Source organism: Kurthia sp. 11kri321 (genome assembly GCF_001534765.1).
GTDB classification, from domain to species: domain Bacteria; phylum Bacillota; class Bacilli; order Bacillales_A; family Planococcaceae; genus Kurthia; species Kurthia gibsonii.
This window is the reverse complement of record NZ_CP013217.1, coordinates 770,598-792,774: the sequence shown is the minus strand read 5'-3', so window position 1 is coordinate 792,774 and position 22,177 is coordinate 770,598. Positions and strand designations below refer to the sequence as shown.

23 protein-coding genes are annotated in these 22,177 nt (G+C 35.1%); 7 read left to right on the top strand and 16 right to left on the bottom strand.

The annotated features are described in order from the left end of the window. Nucleotides 1-35 precede the first annotated feature (35 nt). The 5 genes from ytpR to ASO14_RS04145 form a co-directional block, all read right to left on the bottom strand. On the bottom strand, nucleotides 36-647 hold the full coding sequence (gene ytpR / locus ASO14_RS04165; RefSeq protein ID WP_068451809.1) for a YtpR family tRNA-binding protein: 612 nt from the start codon (nucleotides 645-647) through the stop codon (nucleotides 36-38). 3 nt (nucleotides 648-650) lie between these two features. Then, the gene (locus tag ASO14_RS04160; protein ID WP_068451807.1) at nucleotides 651-1,460 is read right to left on the bottom strand and encodes a DUF1444 family protein; all 810 of its coding nucleotides are present in this window, start codon (nucleotides 1,458-1,460) and stop codon (nucleotides 651-653) included. Between the two features lie 12 nt (nucleotides 1,461-1,472). Continuing rightward, the gene (locus ASO14_RS04155) at nucleotides 1,473-1,784 is read right to left on the bottom strand and encodes a thioredoxin family protein (protein ID WP_068451804.1); all 312 of its coding nucleotides are present in this window, start codon (nucleotides 1,782-1,784) and stop codon (nucleotides 1,473-1,475) included. A 67-nt stretch (nucleotides 1,785-1,851) separates the two neighbouring features. After that, nucleotides 1,852-2,376: a DUF84 family protein gene (locus ASO14_RS04150; protein ID WP_082701373.1), complete on the bottom strand. Its 525-nt coding sequence runs from the start codon at nucleotides 2,374-2,376 to the stop codon at nucleotides 1,852-1,854. Between the two features lie 79 nt (nucleotides 2,377-2,455). Beyond that, nucleotides 2,456-3,529 (bottom strand): M42 family metallopeptidase, encoded by a 1,074-nt coding sequence (locus ASO14_RS04145; RefSeq protein ID WP_068451798.1) that lies wholly within the window; start codon nucleotides 3,527-3,529, stop codon nucleotides 2,456-2,458. Nucleotides 3,530-3,701: 172 nt separating this feature from the next. Between ASO14_RS04145 and ASO14_RS04140 the strand changes: the two genes are divergently transcribed. After that, the gene (locus ASO14_RS04140) at nucleotides 3,702-4,019 is read left to right on the top strand and encodes a peptidase M4 (RefSeq protein WP_068451794.1); all 318 of its coding nucleotides are present in this window, start codon (nucleotides 3,702-3,704) and stop codon (nucleotides 4,017-4,019) included. Nucleotides 4,020-4,136: 117 nt separating this feature from the next. On the opposite strand, the gene ASO14_RS04135 is transcribed toward ASO14_RS04140, so the two are convergent. The 7 genes from ASO14_RS04135 to ASO14_RS04105 all read right to left on the bottom strand — a co-directional run bounded on the left by ASO14_RS04135 (nucleotide 4,137) and on the right by ASO14_RS04105 (nucleotide 11,844). Next, nucleotides 4,137-4,997, bottom strand: a complete 861-nt coding sequence (locus ASO14_RS04135; protein ID WP_068451791.1) for a YtnP family quorum-quenching lactonase — start codon at nucleotides 4,995-4,997, stop codon at nucleotides 4,137-4,139. Nucleotides 4,998-5,077: 80 nt separating this feature from the next. Continuing rightward, on the bottom strand, nucleotides 5,078-5,695 hold the full coding sequence (locus tag ASO14_RS04130; RefSeq protein WP_068451788.1) for a hypothetical protein: 618 nt from the start codon (nucleotides 5,693-5,695) through the stop codon (nucleotides 5,078-5,080). 79 nt (nucleotides 5,696-5,774) lie between these two features. Continuing rightward, nucleotides 5,775-6,428 carry a tRNA (guanosine(46)-N7)-methyltransferase TrmB gene (gene trmB / locus ASO14_RS04125; RefSeq protein WP_068451785.1) on the bottom strand — a complete coding sequence of 218 codons (654 nt, stop codon included), beginning with the start codon at nucleotides 6,426-6,428 and terminating at the stop codon, nucleotides 5,775-5,777. A gap of 58 nt (nucleotides 6,429-6,486) precedes the next feature. Next, the gene (locus ASO14_RS04120) at nucleotides 6,487-7,401 is read right to left on the bottom strand and encodes a diacylglycerol/lipid kinase family protein (protein WP_068451782.1); all 915 of its coding nucleotides are present in this window, start codon (nucleotides 7,399-7,401) and stop codon (nucleotides 6,487-6,489) included. Between the two features lie 2 nt (nucleotides 7,402-7,403). After that, a complete protein-coding gene (locus tag ASO14_RS04115; RefSeq protein WP_068451780.1) occupies nucleotides 7,404-8,390 on the bottom strand; it encodes an NERD domain-containing protein in 987 nt (328 codons plus the stop codon). A gap of 82 nt (nucleotides 8,391-8,472) precedes the next feature. Beyond that, entirely contained in the window at nucleotides 8,473-9,339 is an 867-nt protein-coding gene (gene dat / locus ASO14_RS04110) for a D-amino-acid transaminase (RefSeq protein WP_068451777.1), read from the bottom strand. Between the two features lie 159 nt (nucleotides 9,340-9,498). Then, complete coding sequence (locus tag ASO14_RS04105; RefSeq protein ID WP_068451774.1) at nucleotides 9,499-11,844, bottom strand: glycoside hydrolase family protein; 2,346 nt, start codon at nucleotides 11,842-11,844, stop codon at nucleotides 9,499-9,501. A gap of 570 nt (nucleotides 11,845-12,414) precedes the next feature. On the opposite strand from ASO14_RS04105, the gene ASO14_RS04100 reads away from it, so the two are divergent. Beyond that, nucleotides 12,415-12,636 (top strand): DeoR family transcriptional regulator, encoded by a 222-nt coding sequence (locus ASO14_RS04100; RefSeq protein ID WP_068451771.1) that lies wholly within the window; start codon nucleotides 12,415-12,417, stop codon nucleotides 12,634-12,636. A 151-nt stretch (nucleotides 12,637-12,787) separates the two neighbouring features. Here ASO14_RS04100 and ASO14_RS04095 read toward each other — a convergent pair whose 3' ends face one another. Then, nucleotides 12,788-13,501, bottom strand: coding sequence for a pseudouridine synthase (locus ASO14_RS04095; protein WP_068451768.1), 714 nt, complete (start codon nucleotides 13,499-13,501; stop codon nucleotides 12,788-12,790). A gap of 8 nt (nucleotides 13,502-13,509) precedes the next feature. Beyond that, the gene (locus tag ASO14_RS04090; RefSeq protein WP_068451765.1) at nucleotides 13,510-15,120 is read right to left on the bottom strand and encodes a putative polysaccharide biosynthesis protein; all 1,611 of its coding nucleotides are present in this window, start codon (nucleotides 15,118-15,120) and stop codon (nucleotides 13,510-13,512) included. A 126-nt stretch (nucleotides 15,121-15,246) separates the two neighbouring features. Here ASO14_RS04090 and ASO14_RS04085 point away from each other — a divergent pair, with 126 nt between their 5' ends. The 3 genes from ASO14_RS04085 to ASO14_RS04075 all read left to right on the top strand — a co-directional run bounded on the left by ASO14_RS04085 (nucleotide 15,247) and on the right by ASO14_RS04075 (nucleotide 18,597). Next, nucleotides 15,247-16,512, top strand: coding sequence for a BaiN/RdsA family NAD(P)/FAD-dependent oxidoreductase (locus tag ASO14_RS04085; RefSeq protein WP_068451763.1), 1,266 nt, complete (start codon nucleotides 15,247-15,249; stop codon nucleotides 16,510-16,512). Nucleotides 16,513-16,693: 181 nt separating this feature from the next. Beyond that, the gene (locus ASO14_RS04080) at nucleotides 16,694-17,914 is read left to right on the top strand and encodes a GGDEF domain-containing protein (RefSeq protein ID WP_068451761.1); all 1,221 of its coding nucleotides are present in this window, start codon (nucleotides 16,694-16,696) and stop codon (nucleotides 17,912-17,914) included. A 62-nt stretch (nucleotides 17,915-17,976) separates the two neighbouring features. Continuing rightward, nucleotides 17,977-18,597, top strand: coding sequence for a glucosaminidase domain-containing protein (locus tag ASO14_RS04075; protein ID WP_068451758.1), 621 nt, complete (start codon nucleotides 17,977-17,979; stop codon nucleotides 18,595-18,597). 79 nt (nucleotides 18,598-18,676) lie between these two features. On the opposite strand, the gene ASO14_RS04070 is transcribed toward ASO14_RS04075, so the two are convergent. Then, nucleotides 18,677-18,964, bottom strand: coding sequence for a hypothetical protein (locus tag ASO14_RS04070; RefSeq protein ID WP_068451755.1), 288 nt, complete (start codon nucleotides 18,962-18,964; stop codon nucleotides 18,677-18,679). 128 nt (nucleotides 18,965-19,092) lie between these two features. After that, entirely contained in the window at nucleotides 19,093-19,716 is a 624-nt protein-coding gene (locus tag ASO14_RS04065) for a Bax inhibitor-1/YccA family protein (protein WP_068451752.1), read from the bottom strand. A 100-nt stretch (nucleotides 19,717-19,816) separates the two neighbouring features. Between ASO14_RS04065 and ASO14_RS04060 the strand changes: the two genes are divergently transcribed. After that, on the top strand, nucleotides 19,817-20,740 hold the full coding sequence (locus tag ASO14_RS04060) for a ketopantoate reductase family protein (RefSeq protein ID WP_335339058.1): 924 nt from the start codon (nucleotides 19,817-19,819) through the stop codon (nucleotides 20,738-20,740). 121 nt (nucleotides 20,741-20,861) lie between these two features. After that, the gene (locus ASO14_RS04055) at nucleotides 20,862-22,124 is read left to right on the top strand and encodes a dicarboxylate/amino acid:cation symporter (protein ID WP_068457283.1); all 1,263 of its coding nucleotides are present in this window, start codon (nucleotides 20,862-20,864) and stop codon (nucleotides 22,122-22,124) included. Nucleotides 22,125-22,177 lie beyond the last annotated feature (53 nt).

The window sequence follows — 22,177 nt, the reverse complement described above, 5'->3', positions numbered from 1 at the left end:
GGGATTACGCATGTGCATAATCCCTCTTTTACACTTTATGCTTTAAAAGCAGTACCTACTTGTGCGCTGTCTTCTAAAACTAAAATTCCTTTTACTTGTGGGGCATTTGGAATTGCTAATTCACGAGCTGAACAAAGCATTCCAAACGAATCCACACCACGGAGTGCAGATTCTTTAATCACCATACCTGATGGCATCACTGCACCGACTTTTGCGACAACAACTTTTTGGTTTTGTGCAACATTTGGTGCGCCGCATACGATTTGAAGTGGTTCTGCTTCACCTACGTCTACTTTTGTAATGTGTAGTTTATCAGCGTTTGGATGTTTTTCAATTTCCACAACATGACCAACAACGAATTTTGGTGAAAAATCAACATGTAAATCAATTTGTACATCTGCTTCTGTTAGTGCTTTTTCCAGTGATTGTACAAACTCTTTTGTAATATCAATATTCCCTACAACACCGTCTAAATTCATTTTTTCACTCGCGTTAAATAAGTTAAAGCCCTTCACTTCTGAAGTAGCTTCTTCTGTTAAAATTGCGACGTCACCGCGACGGTCCACAATTGTTTTTACAGCTGGTTCTGTTGATAGTTCTACTAGTAACACGTCACCGACATGTTCTTTATTATATGATGCAATCATTGCTTATTCTTTCTCCTTTTTCACACTGTTTTTCGCCATAATGAATATTGGCTCTAATTTTTGGTTTTCGTAAATGAATGATAATGATGTGATGGGCACAGCACCTACTGAGAAGAAGTGCATTGTCATCTGTGCTAAAACATCATATCCCTCTTTATTTCGTATGTCTCCAATAATGAGTACATCTTGATGTGGTACAGAAACGGTCATATCACCTTCAACCTTATTCGCCATCTCTTGTAAGAAGGCTTCGTTTAAAATACGGCTCGCATCATATCCATCATTATGATTCAAGAAGTAAAATACATTGCCAGCGACTTCATCTTGTTTGACGTCTGTTTTTAAAGAACGTACTTGAAAACGCGCCATTTCTTTTACTTGTGTCTCTGTTAAATTTAATTGACTGAGCATACTCTCATCAATTAGACGATACGTATTTCCTAAATCAAGCGCAAAGAAAATCGTCGTTTCAGCAGTATGCTTTTCGGTAATGAAAGGAATGCCGTCTTTTGTTTTCTTCGGGAATGAACCTGAACGAATGGCTGGATAAATCGTAATATTTTGCCCAAATCCCTCTGCCTGTTCACGTAACATCGCTTCGAAAGTTTGTTCAATAATATATACGACCTCGTCAATCGCAGCTTCTTGACGCTGTTCGTACTTATTCAGTACATCGCCAAGCATTAAGTCCATACCTTTTTGTAACGCTCGATGTTCAATGCGTAGTTTATTCGTCTTCCCATCTAATTCCCACGCATACGTATCTTCACCTAAACGTTCTTTCAACGCTTGAATTAATTCAGGTGCTTTCATGTCATCACTCCATTATTGTGCAAGAAGAAATTCTTCAATTTCTTGTTGTGTTTTACGATCTTTTGATACAAAGCGACCTGTTTCTTGACCATCTTTATAAGCGATAAAACTTGGAATACCAAAAATATCAAGTTCGATACATAAATCGATAAACTGATCACGATCTACTAATACAAATTCAAAATCGTTAAATTTTGTTTCCAAAGCTGGCATAAACGGTTCGATAAAACGACAATCTGGACACCAGCCTGCTGAAAATACAAATACCGTTTTGCCTTGTGCTTTGATTGTTTCAAATTGCTCTACACTTTGTAATGTTTTCATTTTTCTAACCTCCGTATCAAATATAGGACTTCCTCATTCTAACTGTACCATCTATTCCTTTGCAACTCTACTGTTTCGACCAATAACGATACTGACCTACTAACATTTCCACAATTGGTTCAAACATCTGTGCACGATCAATTAATCCATCTGTAAATACACCAATCGCACCTGCATGTTGTCTCGTATCTTGTTCTTTTGTGTAACGATCCATAACAGGTCCAAGCTCTTCACCTGCAATTAATGATTGGACGATTTCGATTGGTAAGGGTATTTGTGCACCTGCTGCTGTATAAGTACGTTCCTTTGTTGCAAGAGCTGCCCAATTACATAAGTAGAGCTCTTTACCAATCCACTTCACACCGCCTTCTAAACCAAAGGCAAGGTCTGCTCTTGATGTCTGTAACGTCTGCTTTGCTCGATTAATCGCACCAAGACGCGTTTCTTCATCTGAAAAAGGTTGTGCGCTTACACCTGAGTCTACATCATAGCCAGTGATACTTGAAATTTCGATGAGTGTACGATTTACTACTGTTTCCACTGCTTTTAATTTTGCTTTATTTTTTGTTCCTACTGCGATCTTCACATTCATCACTCCTGCATCTTTCATGTAACTTGAAGAAATGAAAGAAGAAATCGCAACCGTTCACGACTTCTTCTTTCAAAGTTATTTAACCATTTTGTTGGATTGTTTCCCATGTTGTGCGGTCTGCATTACGTACAAGTGTCACGATTAATTCTTTTGCTGCATCAATATCATCTGTATGAATAATTGAAGCGTGTGTATGAATATAACGTGAACAAATACCAATAACAGAAGACGGTACACCATTATTTGAGATATGAACATTCCCTGCATCTGTACCACCTGGTGATACAAAATATTGATATGGAATATTATTTGATTCTGCTGTATCTAGAATATATTCACGCATGCCTTTATGTGTCACCATCGTACGATCAAAAATACGTAATAATGCACCTTTACCTAACTGACCAAATTGATTACGGTCACCTGTTACATCATTTGCTGGACTTGCATCAAGCGCAAAGAATAAATCTGGTTTAATCATATTAGCTGAAACTTTTGCACCGCGAAGCCCTACTTCTTCCATTACATTTGCGCCTGAATATAATGTATTTGGTAATTTTTCATCTTTTACTTCTTTTAGGAGTTCAATTGCTAAACCACAGCCATAGCGATTATCCCAAGCTTTTGCCATGATTTTTTTAGGATTTGCCATTTGAACAAATTGACTTGCTGGAATAATCGATTGTCCTGGTTTAATGCCCATCGACATCGCATCATCTTTATCATCTGCACCAACATCAATTAGCATATTTTTAATTTCTGTCGGTTTTTTCGCCATCTCGGGCGTTAATAAATGTGGTGGCACTGAACTAATAACCCCTGGAATCACACCTTGGTCACCATAGATATCTACGCGCTGCGCAAGCATCACTTGATTTGACCAACCACCTAATGGTTGAAAACGAATCATACCGTTATCTGTAATTTGTGTCACCATGAATGCTACTTCATCCATATGTCCCGCAACTAAAATACGTGGCCCATTATCGTCACCCTTTTTTAATCCGAAAATCCCACCTAATTGATCTTGTACAATTTCGTCTGCATACTTTGATAATTCCTCACGCATAAAAGCTCGTACTGCATGTTCATTACCAGGTGCACCTGGTAATTCTGTTAATGTTTTAAATAATTGTAATGTGTCTTGATTCAATGAAATAGCCCCCTTAATTACATAAGCAATACCCTTATTTTAATATTAATATTTCCAAAAAACCACTGATAGTTTCGAAAACCGTAATATTCGACACTGTTTTCAATACCATAATTCCCCTTATTTATGGTACACTAACAAAGAATAGAACTAATGAGGGGGTATTCAAATTATGAAAGCACGTGACTTTATAATTGGTGTTGTTACAGGTGTAGCAGCTGCTTATGTCGTAAAAGAGGCGACGAAACAAGTGAATCCAAATCGCAATCCGAATGCCATTTTGGAAGAAATCAAGCAAGAGTTTAAAAAACAAGGACCAATCGATGGTTCGTGGATTTTCATGCAACCCGAAACATTCTATAAAGAAGATATTCCAATCTCTGTTTATAAGGGTGGAATTTCACGCATCGAAAATGGCGAAAGCGTAAACTTTGAATTCGCTGCTGATAGCAAAAGCGGTGTCATCGTTGACTTAGTACGCGTCGCATAATTTTTTTATATGTAGCTGTTAGTCAACCTAACATTTTTTACAAGGACACTCATGATTTCATGAGCGTCTTTTTTTATAACTAAAAAGAGAATGCGGAATTGCATTCTCCCATTACACTTATTGAACTGGATTTTTCTCTGTTACAACAAGCTCGTCAATGACTTCCTTACCTGTTGGGTCCCATTTAATCAGACGCTTATGTGCATCATGGTAGAAGCTCACGAAGTAACCGTTCTCAAGAATTTCTGATACAAGCTCATCTTTTGCAAAAACAGATGTCATTGGATAATCATCATATGCCAGTACCCACAGTGGATTTTGATGTGCATGTGTTGGCATTAAATCTGCCATATGAATAATTGTCTCGCCATTTTGTGATAGACGAATAATTGCATGACCGTCACTATGTCCACCTGTATGAATCATTTGAATACCTTCAGCTACGTCCAACTTGTCTTCATATGTCTGTACTTGATGAACGATTGGCTCCCAGTTCTCTTTCCAATATGTGTTTTGTGAGCGAATATTCGGATTACGCATCTCATCCCATTCTACTTGTGTTGTGTAGATTGTCGCATTTGGAAAAACTGGAACAAGTTTTTCACCTTCATATTTTGTTAAACCACATGCATGATCAAAATGAAGATGTGTCATTAATACATAATCGATATCCGCAGGTGTTAAATTCAACTTTGCTAGGTCTTCTTCAATATGTGATTGATCTGTTACACCGTAATTGCGTAGTTGTTTTTCTGTGAATTTGCCATTACCTACACCTGAATCAATTAAATAATTTTTACCACCATATTGGATCAAAATTGGATGTGTTGGTAATTCAATTTGATTTTTGTCATTCACAGGATACTTTCTAGACCATAGTGGTTTTGGTACTACCCCAAACATCGCCCCACCATCTAAAAATGTAACACCACCATTTAGCCACGTTAATGTCATATCATGAAATTTGTAAGAATCCATCTGTTTATCCCCCTTGTTATGATTCGACTTCACTTCTATATTTTACCATGAAAAGCTCGAAAAAGTAATTATTTTCTTTTTTAAGTCGTGAAACCATCATTTTTATTTGGAGAACGATAGCGTAAAAAGGCTTTTGCTTGAATGATAGACTTCTCAATACAACACTCAATTGCACAATCCTCTTGTATCTCTTTTACGAGTAATTTCACTAACTTCGCCTGATTTTCTAGAATAATCTGTAATTCTGGTGTCATCTGAGAAAGTTCAATATTTTCTACTAAATAATACGTTTTAGTGCATAAATTCCTCATCAACATCTCATCATAAGCATGTTTCTCCATAATTTTACGTTTCCAAGCGTGTACATAATCCGTTAAAAAGCACGCCACAACAAAACGTTCTTTTCTTGTAAAGCGATCTAGAATCATTAAATACATTTCGGTTTTTTCAATTTCTTGAATACAAAAAATATTCACAGTATGAGAAAAAGTTTTAATATGATCGATGATGAGACATTCTTCTTGACTAATTAATAGTAACCAATGATTAAAAGCTGCTGCCCATGTATCCACTTCTGAATGAGTCAGATTAAATGCCGGTTGTAAGTCGTGGTAGTCTTGTGAATACTGTTGGAATTCTTCGACCAATATAGGATCAATCATGAATAGACTATGCTCTACTGATAGTTCCCTATACATCACTAACGCCTCCAGTTCGTTAACAATCGCCTAAAAAAAATAGATAACGTATTCATCACGTTACCTATTTTCTGTGTATTTAATCTTTTTTTGTGATAAATTGTGCTTCAACGCGATAAATTGGCTGACCTTTTGCAGAGAATTTTTCTTCATATTCTGTCATGATATTATCGGCTGGGTTATCCGCATGTAAATCAAGTGATACAAGTTTTAACTTCATGCCATAGTCTGTCATACTAATTAATGAATATTCAAATAAACCACGATTATCTGTTTTAAAATGAATTTCACCATTATCGACTAATACCGCTTCGTATAATTTTAAGAAACCTTCATGTGTTAAACGACGTTTTGCATGACGTGATTTTGGCCATGGATCTGAGAAGTTTAGGTATAAACGATCGACATCATTTTTTGCAAAATACTTTTCTAAATCTGCACCATTTACACGCAGTAAACGTAAATTCGATGGTGAACCTGCATCTAATGCTTTCTCGCAAGCTTTCATCATAACACTATCAAATAATTCGATACCGATATAATTCACCTCTGGATTAGCAAGTGCCATTCCTGTAACGAATTGTCCTTTACCTGTTCCTACTTCGATGTGTAGTGGATGGTCATTACCGAATAATTCATTCCAGCGTCCACGATAATTTTCTGGATTTTGTACAACTATTTCAGGATGCGCATCTAAAAATTGTGGCGCATTTGGATTATTTCTAAGTCTCAAGCGTATTTCCTCATTTCTTTTTTACTTATCATCTGTTCATTTTAAAGAAACTATTCATTTAGTCAAGTGTGTTCACTGCTAATTGCCATTCATGTGGCATAATTTCGTAGTGGATTGTTTGACCGTACACAGTTTTGTCAATAAATTCGCCATCAACATGTCCATATACTTCACCGTGAATTGTCACGTCAAAAGAAGTTGCTTGCATCTGCTGTACTGCTTTAAACCGTGTATGTTTGCCAAAAAAGACAGTTCCAAAAATTAATAATAATTTCCACTTCGCAATATTATATACAATTGTTAGTTCAAGTAAATGATCATCTGCCTTGGATTGAGGTGAAATTTTCATTCCTCCACCAAAATAAGGTTGATTACTTACTACGACAAAATAACATGATGTGTAAGTTTTTTCATTGTTTATTGTAAGATCAAATGGTGTAAAACGGATTAGTTCTTGAAAAACAATCCAAGCATAAGCTACTTTACCGAGAGAGAACCGGTTCAATAGCTTTTTCAATTTAGATTGATTCGTGCGATATGTGACAAGTGCATCAAAGCCAAATCCACCATTATTAATAAAAAGAGACTGTTTCGTTCCTTTTATGAGTTTTCCTAAATCCATCGGAACGACTTCATGGCGCAAAAGAAATTGTTCAATCTGCTGTGCATTTTTAAATGTTGGATAAGCTCGACTAAAATCATTACCTGAACCGCCTTTTACCATACCGACAATTGCATGAGAATGGGCATGTGCACCTTCAACTACTTCATGCATCGTTCCGTCCCCACCAATTGCAATAAATAATATTTTTCGCTTATCTATCAGATGCTTTTCAACAATCTCCGCTGCATGTCCTGTGTAAGCAGTTCTCTCTAGCGTAAAAGGAACGGTTAATTCTTTTGTAATTTTTTCACATTGTTTTTTAGCACGACCATGCCCTGCTTGTTCATTCACAATAATGACTACTTCCATCGCTATTCTCCATCTGTAAACCATTCTGCACGCATAAATGACGTTGTTTGCATATGGTCTAGTAATAATTGTGCTGCTCTAAATTGCGTGTGTTTCATCGGTGAGCGATGATTTTTTAATTGCTCAAACCACTGGTCATAATGTCTTCGATCAATAAACTGCACCCCATACGAAGAACCTGGATAATCAATATATCCTCGTCTTGATAAAACAACTTTTTTAATACCTAGATGTAAATCATGATGTTCAAAAAAGGGCTTTAAAAGACTTTCCATTCGATTCAAACCAATTAGTGGATTGACAATATTTTTTGTTCGTTCACCAATTCGCTTCACCCAAAAGCGATCTGTATTAATACCAGAGAATGTCGCACGTTCTTCCGCATCAATCACTTGAATACAGTAGCAGTCTGTTGGTGTCAAAATCAAAATACCCAGTTCTACAGGTGCTTTTTTCACAAGAAGAATCGGTTCATATAATACAAAGAAAGTATCTGGTAGCTGTTGTAATAATTCTTTTAAAAATACGTCTCTTTGATAGCGCGGATCAATATTTGATTTTTCGCGCATCGTCGTACTTGCCCAGTTTAGTTGAAAACCAAACAACTGGTCCAAATACATGCGACGTAAATCTTGAATGGTCTGCGGACGGTACAATAGGTTCGGCTCAAAAGCAAAGCCAATATCTTCTTCCTCTTCTTGTTTTGGCTTTTCAAAAATTTCTTCTTCATGATCATCATATTCAAAATCTTGTTTTCGTTTTTTAAACGGATTTAATTTTTTAAAGAATTTTTTAGGTGTTGATTCATCATCTTCCCAAAGAATTTCTTCCTCTTCTTCCCATGTCTCTTCAAAAAGTGGTTTCGTTTCCCACTCTTTTTTCATGCGTTCCCACTTCGCCTGTTTCATTCGAATATACTGTGTTGGATAACGCGTCGCATCAACTTGATATCTCGAGATATAGTCTTGTAATTTAATAAGTTGTGCCATGTTATTCTCTCCTTAACATTCATCCATTCATTTCTAAAAAAGAGATTGTCCTGCTATTTATTTCGGACAATCTCTCATTTATTTACATCATTACTGCTGTTTTTACTTTTAATTCAAATGCCTGCTGTAAACGACGTGTCCATTCACCTGGTAAGCCATCTGCAATGGGGTGACAATCTACTTCAATAATGGGTGTCACTTCGGAAGTAGTCGATGTAAGTAATAATTCATCCATCTCTAAAGCCCGTTCACAAGTCATCGCTTCTTCTACAACAGGTAAACCTATTTCTTCGCAACATTGAAGTAATACGTGACGTGTAATACCATTCAAAATATAATTATTTACTGGATGTGTATAGAGCACCCCGTCTTTAATACCAAAAATATTCGAAGAAGAACCTTCTGTAATGACACCATCACGATGTAAAATCGCTTCATAGCAACCTTGCTCATGTGCTTTTTGCTTTGACAATACAGCGCCGAGTAAATTAAGTGATTTAATATCGCAACGTAACCAACGAATATCCTCATCAAAAATTGTTCTAACACCACGTTGTAAATTTTGTAGAGGTCTATCACCTTGTTGTGTATATGCGACAAATGTTGGAGCTACATCACTCGGGAAAAAATGTGTACGACTTGCTACACCGCGTGTAATTTGCATATACACATGCCCTACTTCTAACTCATTTTCTTCAACTAAGTCATATAACATTTTGTGTAGTAAATCTTTTGTATAAGGAATAACGATTTGTAATTTTTCAGCGCATGTATAAAAACGGTCGATATGTTCTTTAATTGTGAACAACGAACCATTATAAACTTTAATCACTTCATAAATTCCGTCACCAAACTGAAAACCGCGATCTTCTATGTGAATATGTGCATCTTCAGCCTGTATCATTTGATTATTTAATAAAATTGTACGCAAAACTTTCCACTTCCTCATTTCTGTCTTCTTAGTTATTATGACAAATAATTTGATTTTGTGAAAGATACGATTCGAATCATCTCTAAATGCTGTATAAAAAATAAGTAACCAACACAAAACCGAACATGTTATGGATGCCAGTTGTTCATATATGTTCGGTTCTTGTATGTGTCAATTCTATTGTTTTATAATCGTTACCTTTTTCGGATTTGTATAAACTAAATATTGATCAGAAATTCGAATAAAATATTCATCTAAATCTTTTCCTATATTTGTTTCTAACGCGCGAATCGCTTCTTCATCAAGTCGATCATAGATAATTTCATACTCCTCTGCGTTCACATTATTACGCCAAGGAAGAAATTGCATTGCTCTTCCGACATTTTCAAATGTATTATGTTCATAACGTGGCGCATAAGAACCACTCGACAGAATACCTCTTTTTCCAGATTGTCCTACTGCAATATTTTTAAAATAGTTTTGTGAAATAATTGGTCCATCCCAATTCATCGCACGAATTGCATCATTACGAATGTCCATAAATATATTATTTTGGATGACAATGCCTTTATGAGGTTTTGATTCATAATGTACTCCTTTGATTATGCCTTCTCCTGAATATTTGTGCGTGCCAATTGCACGGTCAATATTTTTAAAAGTAGAGTCTTGAATTGTCACCCGGTTTACAGGGGTACGGTCAAAACTGCTCCATTCAGAATTAAATCCTTTCGTTGCTCGGTCAGGTGTATCAATGTTAATTGCTTCTTTCACCATATTTTCAGAAGGAGTAGAGTCTTCAAATGTACACGCATCAATTAATACATCTTGAGAAGCATCTAATTCAATAAAATGCCCAGAATTCATATTACGAAAATCGATATTTTTAAATACCACATTATTTGTATGTGCCATAATTACACCAAAACTAAAATATTTATGCTGCAAATCAATTGTTACACGTCCTTGTGAATAAATCTTAATATTTTGAGAACCATCATACTCTCGGACACTAGCTTTTTTATTTGCTTTAGATGGTGGAACTAATTGGAATATCGAATTAGATAGCGGCATTGTTGTTGCATCTGTTTCTAATGCTTTTTTTAAAATAACACCATCTTCTAATTCTACTGTCACATTCGATGGTATAAATAATGTATTCGTAAGCATATACGTACCCTTCTCAATATAAACTGTTCCACCGTTTTGCTTTTCTAATTGTTCAAAAATCGAACGTAAAACATAATAATCCTTTGTCATTGATGTGTAAGAAGGTCTTAATTCATACGTACGATTTAATGGCTTTGTATCATGATTCACATGATAAACGTCTTTTTGAAATTCTGCTTCATCCATAATTTCTGCTTTATTTCCCGTTTGATTATAGCTACCTGAGGGTAAAATGATGATATTTTGCTTTACTTGCCTTGCTTTGTTTGTTAATAAATCACGTTTATTATCTAGTGTAAAGGTATTTTTTGTAGCTGAAAGACCTAACTGTAAACTTTCAGATAATGTGCGGAATGCAACCATTTGATTTGAACGAATAAACATATTTTTTCGAATAACAGGTGTTTGAACTGCACGCAACTCAATTGTTGCGTTTGCCTTCCCCATCGTATCGTCAAACTGATTATGGTCAATAATTGGATTGGTCCAACCAACTAAGTATAGTGAAGTATTGTTCATACGTTTTAATTGATTACTTTCAATTATTATTCCTGTTTGATGTGCTTTTTTGTTGTAAGTACTCGTTCTTACAGCCATGTACTGTGAATCGAATTGATTGTTTGATATGGTTACATACTGATTTGTTACTTGATCATGCTTAATCCATGCATAGTTCAAAACAGCCGCATGCTTCATTGCAGATTCTAATCGAATAGCAGGTGTTGTCGTTTGCTTTGTAGCATATAAAAAATGATTATTTTCAATATTTTGCTTCATTGAACCTATTATATGAATGAATGTGCCTTTGTGATTATTTCTAAATTGAATACCTGTTATACGCACATTATTTGTATGAGCACTCACAATCCCCTGTGCTTTTTCAATTTTCCCTAAATCTATTGTTGCACTACCATACCCTTTAATTGTAATATTTTTACTTCCTGCATACCCATTCACCTGTTTACCTTTTTTAACGGTTTGAGAAGGCACAAGAAGGAATAGTGATTTACTTGCTTTAAAATTCGCTTTACCTGTTTGGTTATATTTTTGGACTTTCGTTCCATCTTTTAATTCAAGTGTTGTATTTGAAGGAATATATAAGTTATTTGAAATTTTATACGTTCCTTTTTTTAAAATAAGTTTACCTCCACCTTCTTTTTCAATACGTTCTAAATAACCTTTTAGTAGATAATAATGTTTAGTGTGCTGATTACTATTTTTAGTTTTAATAAGCGGTTTACTATTCGGTGTCACTTGATATGTTTTTGCTTGTGCAACTTCTCCACTTACAAGCACAACAAATGATAGAGTGAACACACAAAGAAAGATAGCGCGCCAATTGATGCGAATTGTCATCTGTCCTCTCCTTTATCATATTCATATATGCTCATTTCCTTATGTAAAAATACATGAAACATTTTACGAGAAAATCGAATTAAAGATAGATTAATAGTTTAAAGCTTTCATTATAACCCGTCAATATTGTCTCTACAACTTAAACTCTTATGGACTCTTTATCACTATTATATTTTACTTATATTAAAATTATTGCAAACTATATTTATTTACAATGCTTTTCCACTATCCACACTATAATTGTTCGTTACAATATTAATTTTTACCTAAATTATACAATAAAATAACTTTTCTATCGTTAAAAATAGTATATTTACACCTATAAAACGTACATTAATTGAATGTAAATATATAATCGTACGCCTTTTACTGTAAAGCTATTGTAAAAAAAGCTTTTTCTATACTTTTTTATGGAAAAATAGTGCATAATCCGTTATAATATGATTGTCAGATAATACTGACGAAAAAACCGAAAAGGGAGATGTCTAAGGCAAAATAAATTTCGCCTACAGATCGCAATTTCTATCGTCCGCTAGTCTTGAGAATATAAGATGAAGGAGTGGTTCACCAATGAAACCAACAACTGATCGGATGCTTAACCGTATTAAAGATGTGTATAAATACATCCATGATAATGGAACTGTAACAACACAGGATTTAGTCGACGAATTCGGCATCACTCCTCGCACCATTCAAAGAGATTTGAATGTGTTAGCCTTTAATGACTTAGTTGAAAGTCCATCTAGAGGTAAATGGACAACGACGCGTAAAAAAGTGAAAATGACATCTTAGAAAGGTTACAATGAGTTTTATCTCACACTGACTCGTTGTATTGAGAAGCCAACAAGCCCTAAGAATAACATGCTGAGGCCAACTTCTCATATTACTCAAATCAACTATAAATGAACTTGTAAAAAAAGAATGACCCTGCTGCGTCGCGAGGTCATTCTTTTTGTTTTAATTTTTCTACTTCTTCTGTTGTTAATTCTCTATACTCGCCAAGCTCTAAATTTTCATCTAATTCGAGTGGTCCCATCGACAAGCGCTTTAAGTATGTCACTGTTTTACCAACTGACTCGAACATACGCTTCACTTGATGAAACTTACCTTCTGAAATCTCGAGCTCAATTTCAGATTGTTCCCCAGCTTTTAAAATCTTTAATTTCCCTGGTTTTGTATGATATCCGTCTTCTAATGTCACACCTTGTGCGAAAGCTTCAATATCTGCTTCGACTACTTCTCCTTCAATTTGAGCATAATACACTTTCGGTACGTGCTTTTTCGGAGACAAAAGATTGTGTGATAATTGACCATCGTTTGTAATGAGTAAAAAACCTTCTGTATCCTTATCTAAACGTCCAACAGGGAATGGTTTGAAATGTTGATGAAATGGATCTAACAAGTCAATGACTGTTTGATCATACATATCTTCTGTTGCTGAAATAACGCCCGGCGGCTTGTTCATCATCAAGTAAATAAACTCTTGATAATGAACGCGCTCACCATAGACCATCACTTCTTGTTTTTCTGGATCGACATGTTTTGCTACATCTTTCGTAACAACCCCATCTACTTTTACTGCTTGGCCTTTTAATAAAGCTTTTACTTCTTTACGAGAGCCAAAGCCCATATTCGATAATAATTTATCTAAACGCATATTTCCTCCTACATACCTAGTTTGCGTGCGATTTTCGTCACGCGACTACCTAATAATTTTTGTGCTAAACCGATACGCAGTGATAAATACCCATAAACAGCCACACCTACAGAACCACAGACAATAATATAAATCATTGCTGTAAAGCGTGTTTCTACTTCAGGTAAAATGAGTGATAATCCTTCGCGAGTTAGCCATACAATCAATGTCATAACCGCTGTTAAAATAACAATTAAAATAGAACGTCGAATGACCACTTGTGGTTTGTAATCTAATACTTTACTTAAAACAATTAAATTGATACCAATCGATACCATATAACCAATGGTTGTTGCTAAAATCGCACCATCTGCTTCTAACCATTGAATCATTGGGATGTTTATGGATAACTTCACTAAAATCCCTGTTAATAAACTTAAAATAATCCACTTTTGATAGTCAATTCCTTGTAACAATGCAGCCGTTACTTGGAAGAATGCGAATAAGATTGCTACTGGTGCATAATGAGCTAATACGCTCGCTCCCATTGCATCTGGTTCATATAACATCGTATACACATCATACGATAAAATCGAAATACCAATAACTGCTGGAAGTGTGATAAATAATAGAATTTGATATGTCTTATCTACAGCATCAATCAATTCACCACGCTGTTTTTGCGTATAATAACGTGTAATTGTCGGGACAAGTGCCATTGAAAATCCCGTTGCTAACATAACAGGGATAATGACAATCTTATGTGTAGTAAAGTTCAACATGCCAAGAATATTATCTGAAATTTTCGCTAAACCAATACTCGACATCGCTTGGTTAAACGTGAACATATCAACTAATTGGAATAGTGGATTTGCAACCCCTACAAAAATGTAAGGAATCGAATACGTAATAACTTCTTTATAAATCTTTTTGTAGCTGAGTTCTCCAGACGGGACACTCTCAGCTAACTTCAAATCAAATTCCGGCTTCAATTTACGCCAGTAATAATATAAACATAATAAACCACCAATAGCACCAATAAATGCTGAGAATACAGCAAATGATACTGCTGTTTGTGCCTGACCAGCAAACACATTCATTACTAAGAATGAGCCGACTAACAGCACAACAATTCGTACAATTTGTTCGACTAATTGTGATACTGCTGTTGGTGACATATGGTTATAACCTTGGAAGAATCCACGTAATAAACTCATAAATGGTACTGCGATTAATGCAAAACTTACCCAACGAATCACACTCGCAATTTGTGGCACTGTGAAAATTTGATCGTCATCTTTAATAACTAACTCTGCAATCGGTGTTGCTAGAGAATATAATGCGATAAACGATAAAATACCAGTTCCAAGCATAATCATTAAACCCGACTTGACGAGTTTTCTACCCGACTCATAATCACCCATACTATTATATTTAGCGACGAATTTCGAAACAGCTACAGGTGCTCCTGAAATGGCAATCGACAACATAATTGAATAAGGAATATATGCATAAGAATATAGTGTAACATTCTCTTGACCGATAATCGCGTAGAACGGGAATATGTATACAAGACCTAATACTTTTGATAAAAACATACCAATCGTAAGAATGGCAGTTCCCTTCATTAATGATGACATAAAATCCTTCCATTCTGTCCAAATCTAATAAAACCTAAACTATAGTTTACAACTCGATATACAATTACTCAAATAGTTTCTTCATTTCATGTATAATAAAATAAAAAAAGAAAGTGAGCTAGAAAAATGTATGATGTAATTGTAATTGGCGGTGGACCATCTGGACTAATGGCCGCAATCGCTGCTGGGTCTAAAGGTAAAAAAGTATTGTTGCTTGAAAAAGGTAAAAAACTAGGGCAGAAATTAGCGATTTCTGGAGGTGGTCGTTGTAATGTAACGAACCGCCTACCTGTTGAGGAAATTGTTAAACATATTCCTGGTAACGGCCGCTTTCTTTATAGTCCTTTTACGGTATTTAATAACGAAGATATTATCGCATTCTTTGAAAATCTAGGTGTTGCTTTAAAAGAAGAAGATCACGGGCGTATGTTTCCTGTATCAAATCGCGCACTAGATGTTGTAGATGCGCTGTTACGCGAACTTGATCGTCTTCACGTCGAAGTACGCAAATTAACAAAAGTAAGTAAGTTACTCATGGACGATGAAAAAGTGATTGGCGTTCGTTTAGAAGATGGTACCGAAATCAAATCACAAGCAGTTATTGTCGCAGTTGGTGGTAAAGCTGTACCTCAAACTGGTTCAACAGGTGACGGTTATCCATGGGCTGAAAAAGCTGGACACACTGTAACAGATCTCTATCCAACAGAAGTTCCCTTACTATCAAATGATGACTTTATCCAATCAAAAGAACTTCAAGGTTTAGCACTTCGCGATGCCGCTGTATCCATTCTTAAAAAAAATGGTAAACCGATTGTAACACATACAATGGACATGCTTTTTACACATTTCGGTTTAAGTGGTCCAGCCATTCTTCGTTGTAGCCAATATGTTGTAAAAGAACTTAAGAAAAATGGTCAGAAACCTGTTACGATGCGCATTGCAGCTTTACCAGAACATAATGCTGAATCCGCTTTTCAAATGCTCTTTAAATTGGCAAAAGATGAGCCGAAAAAAGCGTTAAAAAACGTCTGGAAAGGCATTGTTCCAGAGCGCTGGTTACTTTTTTTAATGCAGCGTGCAAATATCGATGAAGCATTAACAGGAGCGGATTTATCTGCTGAGCAAACGCGCACGCTCGCACAATCACTTGTCGCATTCGAAATGACTGTCTACGGTACACAACCAATTGAAAAAGCTTTTGTAACAGGTGGTGGTGTATCTACGAAAGAAATCGAACCACAAACAATGGCTTCTAAGAAAAAACACGGTCTATTTTTCTGCGGCGAAATTTTAGACGTACATGGTTACACAGGTGGTTATAATATCACTGCAGCTCTAGTCACAGGACATATTGCAGGCGATAGCGCAGCTTCTCTCTCATACCCTATTTAACGTTTTTTAAGTACGAATCGTTTCCATACGATTCGTATTTTTTATGCCAAAATCTATTTCTGTCACAAATTTGTACGTTATATATATGAACATATTGTTTTTAATTCTTTTTAAGCACATAAATTCTATATTATGGTATTCTATAGGAATAAGTAAACAACTAAGAATTGGAGTGCATTGCATGAAAAAGTTATTTGCGAATTTATCACATTCGCCTCCAGCATCGATTTATATTCAACGTGAATTTGCCAAACAAAATATTAAAAGATTATTTCTTGTTTCGATATTTTCGTTATTTATGCTTTCCGCTATTTTTTTTATTAACTTATATGCACACACACATACTACATATCATTTTAAAGACTACAAAGGATATGTTATTTGTTACATTCTTATTATAGCTATTAATATTTTTACATTAATTTATGCTTTTAAACATCGAAGAAAACAGGCAATCTCGATTGAACAAACTAAAAACATCAATGCGATCATCTTTTTATACGTTTGGATTACCCTTTTGAGCAGTTGCTATATTTCAAATTATGACCAACAATTACATGGACAAATTGTGATTTACTTAGTCTATGCTTTCTTATGTTCATGTGTTGTAATTATACCTCTCAGAAAAACGATGATTCCGATTTTATTTTGCACAATTTTACTTAGTATAGCTATTATTTTCAACTCAAACTTTATTACATACGGACAATTTAATTTAATCTTATTACTATTAATTACTATTTTAACACTCTCTTTAAATTACTTAAATTATCGTATTATGAAACAACACTTAGAGCAAAATCAACGTCTTGTTGAAGAAAAGCAAGTATCAAAAATGTTAACAAAAGAACTTAGAGCTGCTGCTTATACAGATGAATTAACTAATTTATCAAATCGTCGCGGCTATTTACATCATTTAGATTATTTACAAACACAACTTCCTTGTAAAATGACCGTGCTCATGATTGATATTGATTGTTTTAAAAAATATAATGATTACTATGGACATGCGTATGGAGATATCGTACTTGCAAAAGTCGCTTCTACACTACATGATTTATGTGCAGGTCCGAATCGATTTGCTTCACGTTGGGGTGGAGAAGAGTTTTTAGTACTCCTTCAAAATCATACAGAGAATGAAGTACATCGATTTTATAAGCAATTTTTAAACCAGATTAATTCATACCACATCCAACATGTAGCTTCTGAAACTGCCGATTATTTAACTTTTAGTATTGGTGGGAATTCACAGACTATTATACATGTAGATGATATGAATACTTGCATATTACATGCTGACGAAGCTCAATATATGGTAAAACATTCAACAAAAAATGATTTTGTTTTAATGGAAAATGGGAAGATTATTTCTATGCCAGACTCTATTGCACAATGTCAATAAACGGAACTTTTTATGTTTATAAACGTTTTAATTGTAATCGCGTAAAATAAAAGGAGATCAACATGCGAAAAGCTTCACAATTACTCATTGGAATTATTATTGCTCTTAGTCTTTTTATTTTTTGTGTCGTGTTATTAGTTAAAACACTTATATTTAATAACGAAGCACAACCTAAACCAGTAGAATCAAAGAAAGTCGGTTACACAGAAAAAGAATTTATCAAAAAAATTGCACCAACTGCTCAAAAAATTGCAGACCGCTATGGTTTATACGCTTCTGTTATGATTGCACAAGCAACACTCGAAAGTAACTCCGGAAACAGTGAACTTGCTAGTGCACCCAATTACAATCTTTTTGGAATTAAAGGAACGTATAAAGGTGAAAGTGTTCTACTACCTACTCAAGAAGATGATGGTAAAGGGAATTTACGTACCATTGATGCTGCATTTCGAAAGTACAATTCTTACGAAGAGAGCATGAAAGATTATGCAACACTTTTAAAGAACGGCACTTCATGGAACAAGAAATTTTATAAAAAAACATTCAAGTCTTCCGCTTCTACCTATCAAGAAGCAACAGAAGCATTAACAGGTAGTTATGCTACCGACACAAAGTATAATAAAAAATTAAATGCGATGATTCAGCAGTATAACTTACAAAAATATGATGAATCGAAGAACTAACTTCTATAAGCACAAAAGGAAGAAGAACCTCGCTCAATGCGTTGGCTCATCTTCCTTTTTATTTATGTATATATGCAAGCTAACTTAAAAACGTCTTTGAATAGCTATCAATTTGATTAAAAATCATGAATTCCGCCATTGTTTTAATCTGTTCAATTATCTTTTGATCGTCTGTCAAAGCTAATTCAAAGTCTGCTGCGTTCTTTTCAATCTGAATAACCCCATTTGATAAATCAACAGCTACAGATAAATACATCTGCTGATCAACCGTTACCTTCGCTTCTACTTTCTTTTTTTCTAAATCAATAAATGGATAATGATATGTAATCGTATTCTCTGTAACACTTTGTTTTTTTGAATTGATCATATGCTTTCCTCCACTTCCACAACCACACTATAAACATCCTTATTACAAACAATAATGAAATCTATTAAAAAACGCAACTTTTTCATAGAAAAAAGCGAGTTGTCAGACCTATAACAACTCGCCTTCATTTAAAATGTGCGACGAATATTGTACACAAGACTTAATAGATATTGGAATAAGTTAATGAAATCTAAATATAAATTTAGTGCAATCATCGGTATATCTTCATCTTTAATTGGTTGTTTTGCAATTCGGTTCATATCGAAAATTGTATAAACAGTAAATACAATGACACCTAATGCACTAACGAAAATCCACACAACTGATGAGAATTTCACAAAAATCGCGATGATTGAGAATGCGATTAAACCAACTAATAAGATGAATAAGATACTTCCTTTATTCGTAAAGTCTCGTTTTGTATAGTAACCATATAAACCGGCTGCGATGAAGATGATGGCAGTCGTCCCTAAAATGAGTAAGACCACTCCTCCACCTAATGCACCTAGATAAAAATTTAATGCACTATAAAATGTAATACCGACTAATGTTGCGACAATAATCGATATGAATCTTCCTAATCTTCTCATTGTACGACTAAACATCATCGCAATTAGTAAGATTAACGTCACAATGCTAAGTGGTAATATAAAGACTTGTGGTAATACAGTCCCTATTAATAATCCAATAATTGTAAAAACCCATAATACTGTGAAGAATTGTAGCACTTTATTGAATTGTTGTTTTTCCATCGGCGTTCGCCTCCATTACCTTACTTACTGTTTTTATACCCGATTTGTTTCATTTTTCATCAAAAAATTTGTTATGATACTTTTATGACATAATTTAGGAGTGGGTCAATTGAAAATTCAACAAGTAGCAATTGTAGGGCTTGGTGCACTTGGTGTACTGTATGCAGAACATTTTTCAAAACGTTTACCAAAAGAATGTGTAGAAGTAATTGCAGATGCTAAACGCATTGAACGCTATAAACGAGACGGTATTTTTTGTAATGGCAAACCTTGTACATTCCATTATGTAACACCTGAACAAGCGACACCAGCAGATTTGATTTTAATCGCAACAAAGTTTGATGGTTTATCTGAAGCCATTGAGATAATTCGTCCAATCGTACAAAAACAAACGATTATTCTCTCTGTATTAAATGGCATTATTAGTGAAGAAGAAATTGCAAAAGTTTTCGGTGTCGAACATACACTATATTGTGTAGCACAAGGAATGGATGCTTTAAAAACAGGCAACCATATGACTTATGTCAATAAAGGCTTACTTTGCATCGGGGCAGACTTGGAAGGAATGGAACTTGAACGCTTACATACCGTTACAAAATTCTTCGATGAAACGGAATTCCCTTATGAAGTCGATCCACAAATGCGCCATCGCTTATGGGGGAAATTCATGTTAAATGTTGGTGTGAACCAAACTGTTGCTGCAATTGAAGGTACATTCCATGATGTTCAAATCGAAGGTGAAGCGCGCGATATGATGATTAGTGCCATGCGAGAAGTAATCAAAATTGGACAAGCAGAAGGAATCGCACTATCCGAAAAAGATTTAGCTTATTGGCTTGATATTCTAGCAACGCTTAACCCAGAAGGAAAACCTTCCATGGCACAGGATGTCGACGCAAAAAGAAAAAGCGAGCTACCACTTTTTGCAGGAACAATCCGAAAATTAGGTGTAAAACATCAAATTGCTACACCAACGAATGATAAACTTTACGCAATTATCCAGGCAAAAGAATCAAATTATTAGCATGAAAGCACTTTCATTTCCTTTTGTTTTATTATAATATAACAGTAAGCATTATTTTTCTTTATATCATACATAGAGAAATGTAATGCTTATTTTATTTTTACATAAAGGGGATGAATGGATGAAATTAGCAAAACGTATTTTAATTGCACTTGCATTAGGGGCTATTGTAGGTGTTGTCATTAACGCCTTTTTTCCGAGTATTTTTAAACCTTTAGATGGTTATTTATTTACACCACTTGGCACAATTTTCTTAAACTTAATTAAGATGGTGATTGTACCACTTGTATTCTTCTCGATTGTGACAGGTGTTGCGAATATTGGTGATCCTAAAAAACTGGGCAGAATTGGCATTAAGACGATTACATTCTTTTTAACAACAACAGCTATCGCGATTACAATCGGAATTGTTTTAGCACTGATTTTAAAACCAGGTCTTGCTGGAACTTTTCAAACAGATAATTTAAACTATGAACCAACAAAAGCACCGCCCGTATCAGAGACATTCCTCGGTATCATTCCAGTTAACCCAATTGCTGCAATGGCAGAAGGTGCAATGCTACAAATTATCTTCTTCGCTGTTTTCATCGGCTTTGCGATTAGCTATTTAGGTAAAAAAGTAGAGGGTATTGCAAAACTAATGGAACAAGGAAACGAAATTATGATGTTCTTAGTCAACCTTGTCATGAAGTTTGCACCGTTTGGTACATTCGGTTTAATCGCCTCTGCAGTTGGTCAACTCGGATTTAGTGCATTAAAAGCAATGTTCTTATACATGCTTGTTGTATTGCTGGCACTTGCTGTCCACTTCTTCTTCGTTTACGGCGGTGCTATGAAGTTTTTAGCGAAACGTAATCCAGTACAGGTAATTAAAACGTATTCGCCTGCAATGGCTGTATCGTTTAGTACATCAAGTAGTAGTGCTACACTACCTGTCGCTATGGAAATTGCGCAGAAAAAACTTGGCGTCCCTCGTTCAATTAGTTCATTCGTACAACCACTCGGTGCAACGATTAACATGGATGGAACTGCGATTATGCAAGGGGTTGCAACAATCTTTATTGCACAAGTTTTCTCGGTTGATTTATCCATTACAGCACTAATTACAGTCGTATTAACAGCTGTACTCGCAAGTATTGGAACTGCTGCTGTTCCAGGCGCTGGTCTTATCATGCTTGCTATGGTATTAACAGCGGTTGGCTTACCTGTAGAAGGTATTGCTTTAATCATCGGTATTGATCGTCTACTCGATATGACACGTACGATGGTAAATTCAACAGGTGACCTAGCATGTACGCTCTATGTAACAACAAGTGAAGAAAATAAAGGTGAGGTATTTGACGATGTTTACGAATCTGGAGAAGATGATTTTGCAAAATCGTAAACGAAGAGTTAGAGAGAAAAGTCGCGCTTCGGTGCGATTTTTTTCTTTTCCTC

Bases quoted from the DNA above. Each gene is read 5' to 3' on its own strand.
- ASO14_RS04115 (WP_068451780.1), bottom strand. From the start codon at position 8,390: ATGGCACAACTTATTAAATTACAAGACTATATCTCGAGATATCAAGTT.
- ASO14_RS04150 (WP_082701373.1), bottom strand. From the start codon at position 2,376: ATGAATGTGAAGATCGCAGTAGGAACAAAAAATAAAGCAAAATTAAAA.
- ASO14_RS04065 (WP_068451752.1), bottom strand. From the start codon at position 19,716: ATGGAAAAACAACAATTCAATAAAGTGCTACAATTCTTCACAGTATTA.
- ASO14_RS04100 (WP_068451771.1), top strand. From the start codon at position 12,415: ATGAAACCAACAACTGATCGGATGCTTAACCGTATTAAAGATGTGTAT.
- ASO14_RS04120 (WP_068451782.1), bottom strand. From the start codon at position 7,401: ATGGAAGTAGTCATTATTGTGAATGAACAAGCAGGGCATGGTCGTGCT.
- ytpR (WP_068451809.1), bottom strand. From the start codon at position 647: ATGATTGCATCATATAATAAAGAACATGTCGGTGACGTGTTACTAGTA.
- ASO14_RS04090 (WP_068451765.1), bottom strand. From the start codon at position 15,120: ATGTCATCATTAATGAAGGGAACTGCCATTCTTACGATTGGTATGTTT.
- ASO14_RS04075 (WP_068451758.1), top strand. From the start codon at position 17,977: ATGCGAAAAGCTTCACAATTACTCATTGGAATTATTATTGCTCTTAGT.
- ASO14_RS04140 (WP_068451794.1), top strand. From the start codon at position 3,702: ATGAAAGCACGTGACTTTATAATTGGTGTTGTTACAGGTGTAGCAGCT.
- ASO14_RS04160 (WP_068451807.1), bottom strand. From the start codon at position 1,460: ATGAAAGCACCTGAATTAATTCAAGCGTTGAAAGAACGTTTAGGTGAA.
- ASO14_RS04155 (WP_068451804.1), bottom strand. From the start codon at position 1,784: ATGAAAACATTACAAAGTGTAGAGCAATTTGAAACAATCAAAGCACAA.
- ASO14_RS04085 (WP_068451763.1), top strand. From the start codon at position 15,247: ATGTATGATGTAATTGTAATTGGCGGTGGACCATCTGGACTAATGGCC.
- ASO14_RS04105 (WP_068451774.1), bottom strand. From the start codon at position 11,844: ATGACAATTCGCATCAATTGGCGCGCTATCTTTCTTTGTGTGTTCACT.
- ASO14_RS04070 (WP_068451755.1), bottom strand. From the start codon at position 18,964: ATGATCAATTCAAAAAAACAAAGTGTTACAGAGAATACGATTACATAT.
- ASO14_RS04135 (WP_068451791.1), bottom strand. From the start codon at position 4,997: ATGGATTCTTACAAATTTCATGATATGACATTAACGTGGCTAAATGGT.
- ASO14_RS04095 (WP_068451768.1), bottom strand. From the start codon at position 13,501: ATGCGTTTAGATAAATTATTATCGAATATGGGCTTTGGCTCTCGTAAA.
- ASO14_RS04130 (WP_068451788.1), bottom strand. From the start codon at position 5,695: ATGTATAGGGAACTATCAGTAGAGCATAGTCTATTCATGATTGATCCT.
- ASO14_RS04055 (WP_068457283.1), top strand. From the start codon at position 20,862: ATGAAATTAGCAAAACGTATTTTAATTGCACTTGCATTAGGGGCTATT.
- ASO14_RS04080 (WP_068451761.1), top strand. From the start codon at position 16,694: ATGAAAAAGTTATTTGCGAATTTATCACATTCGCCTCCAGCATCGATT.
- dat (WP_068451777.1), bottom strand. From the start codon at position 9,339: ATGAGGAAGTGGAAAGTTTTGCGTACAATTTTATTAAATAATCAAATG.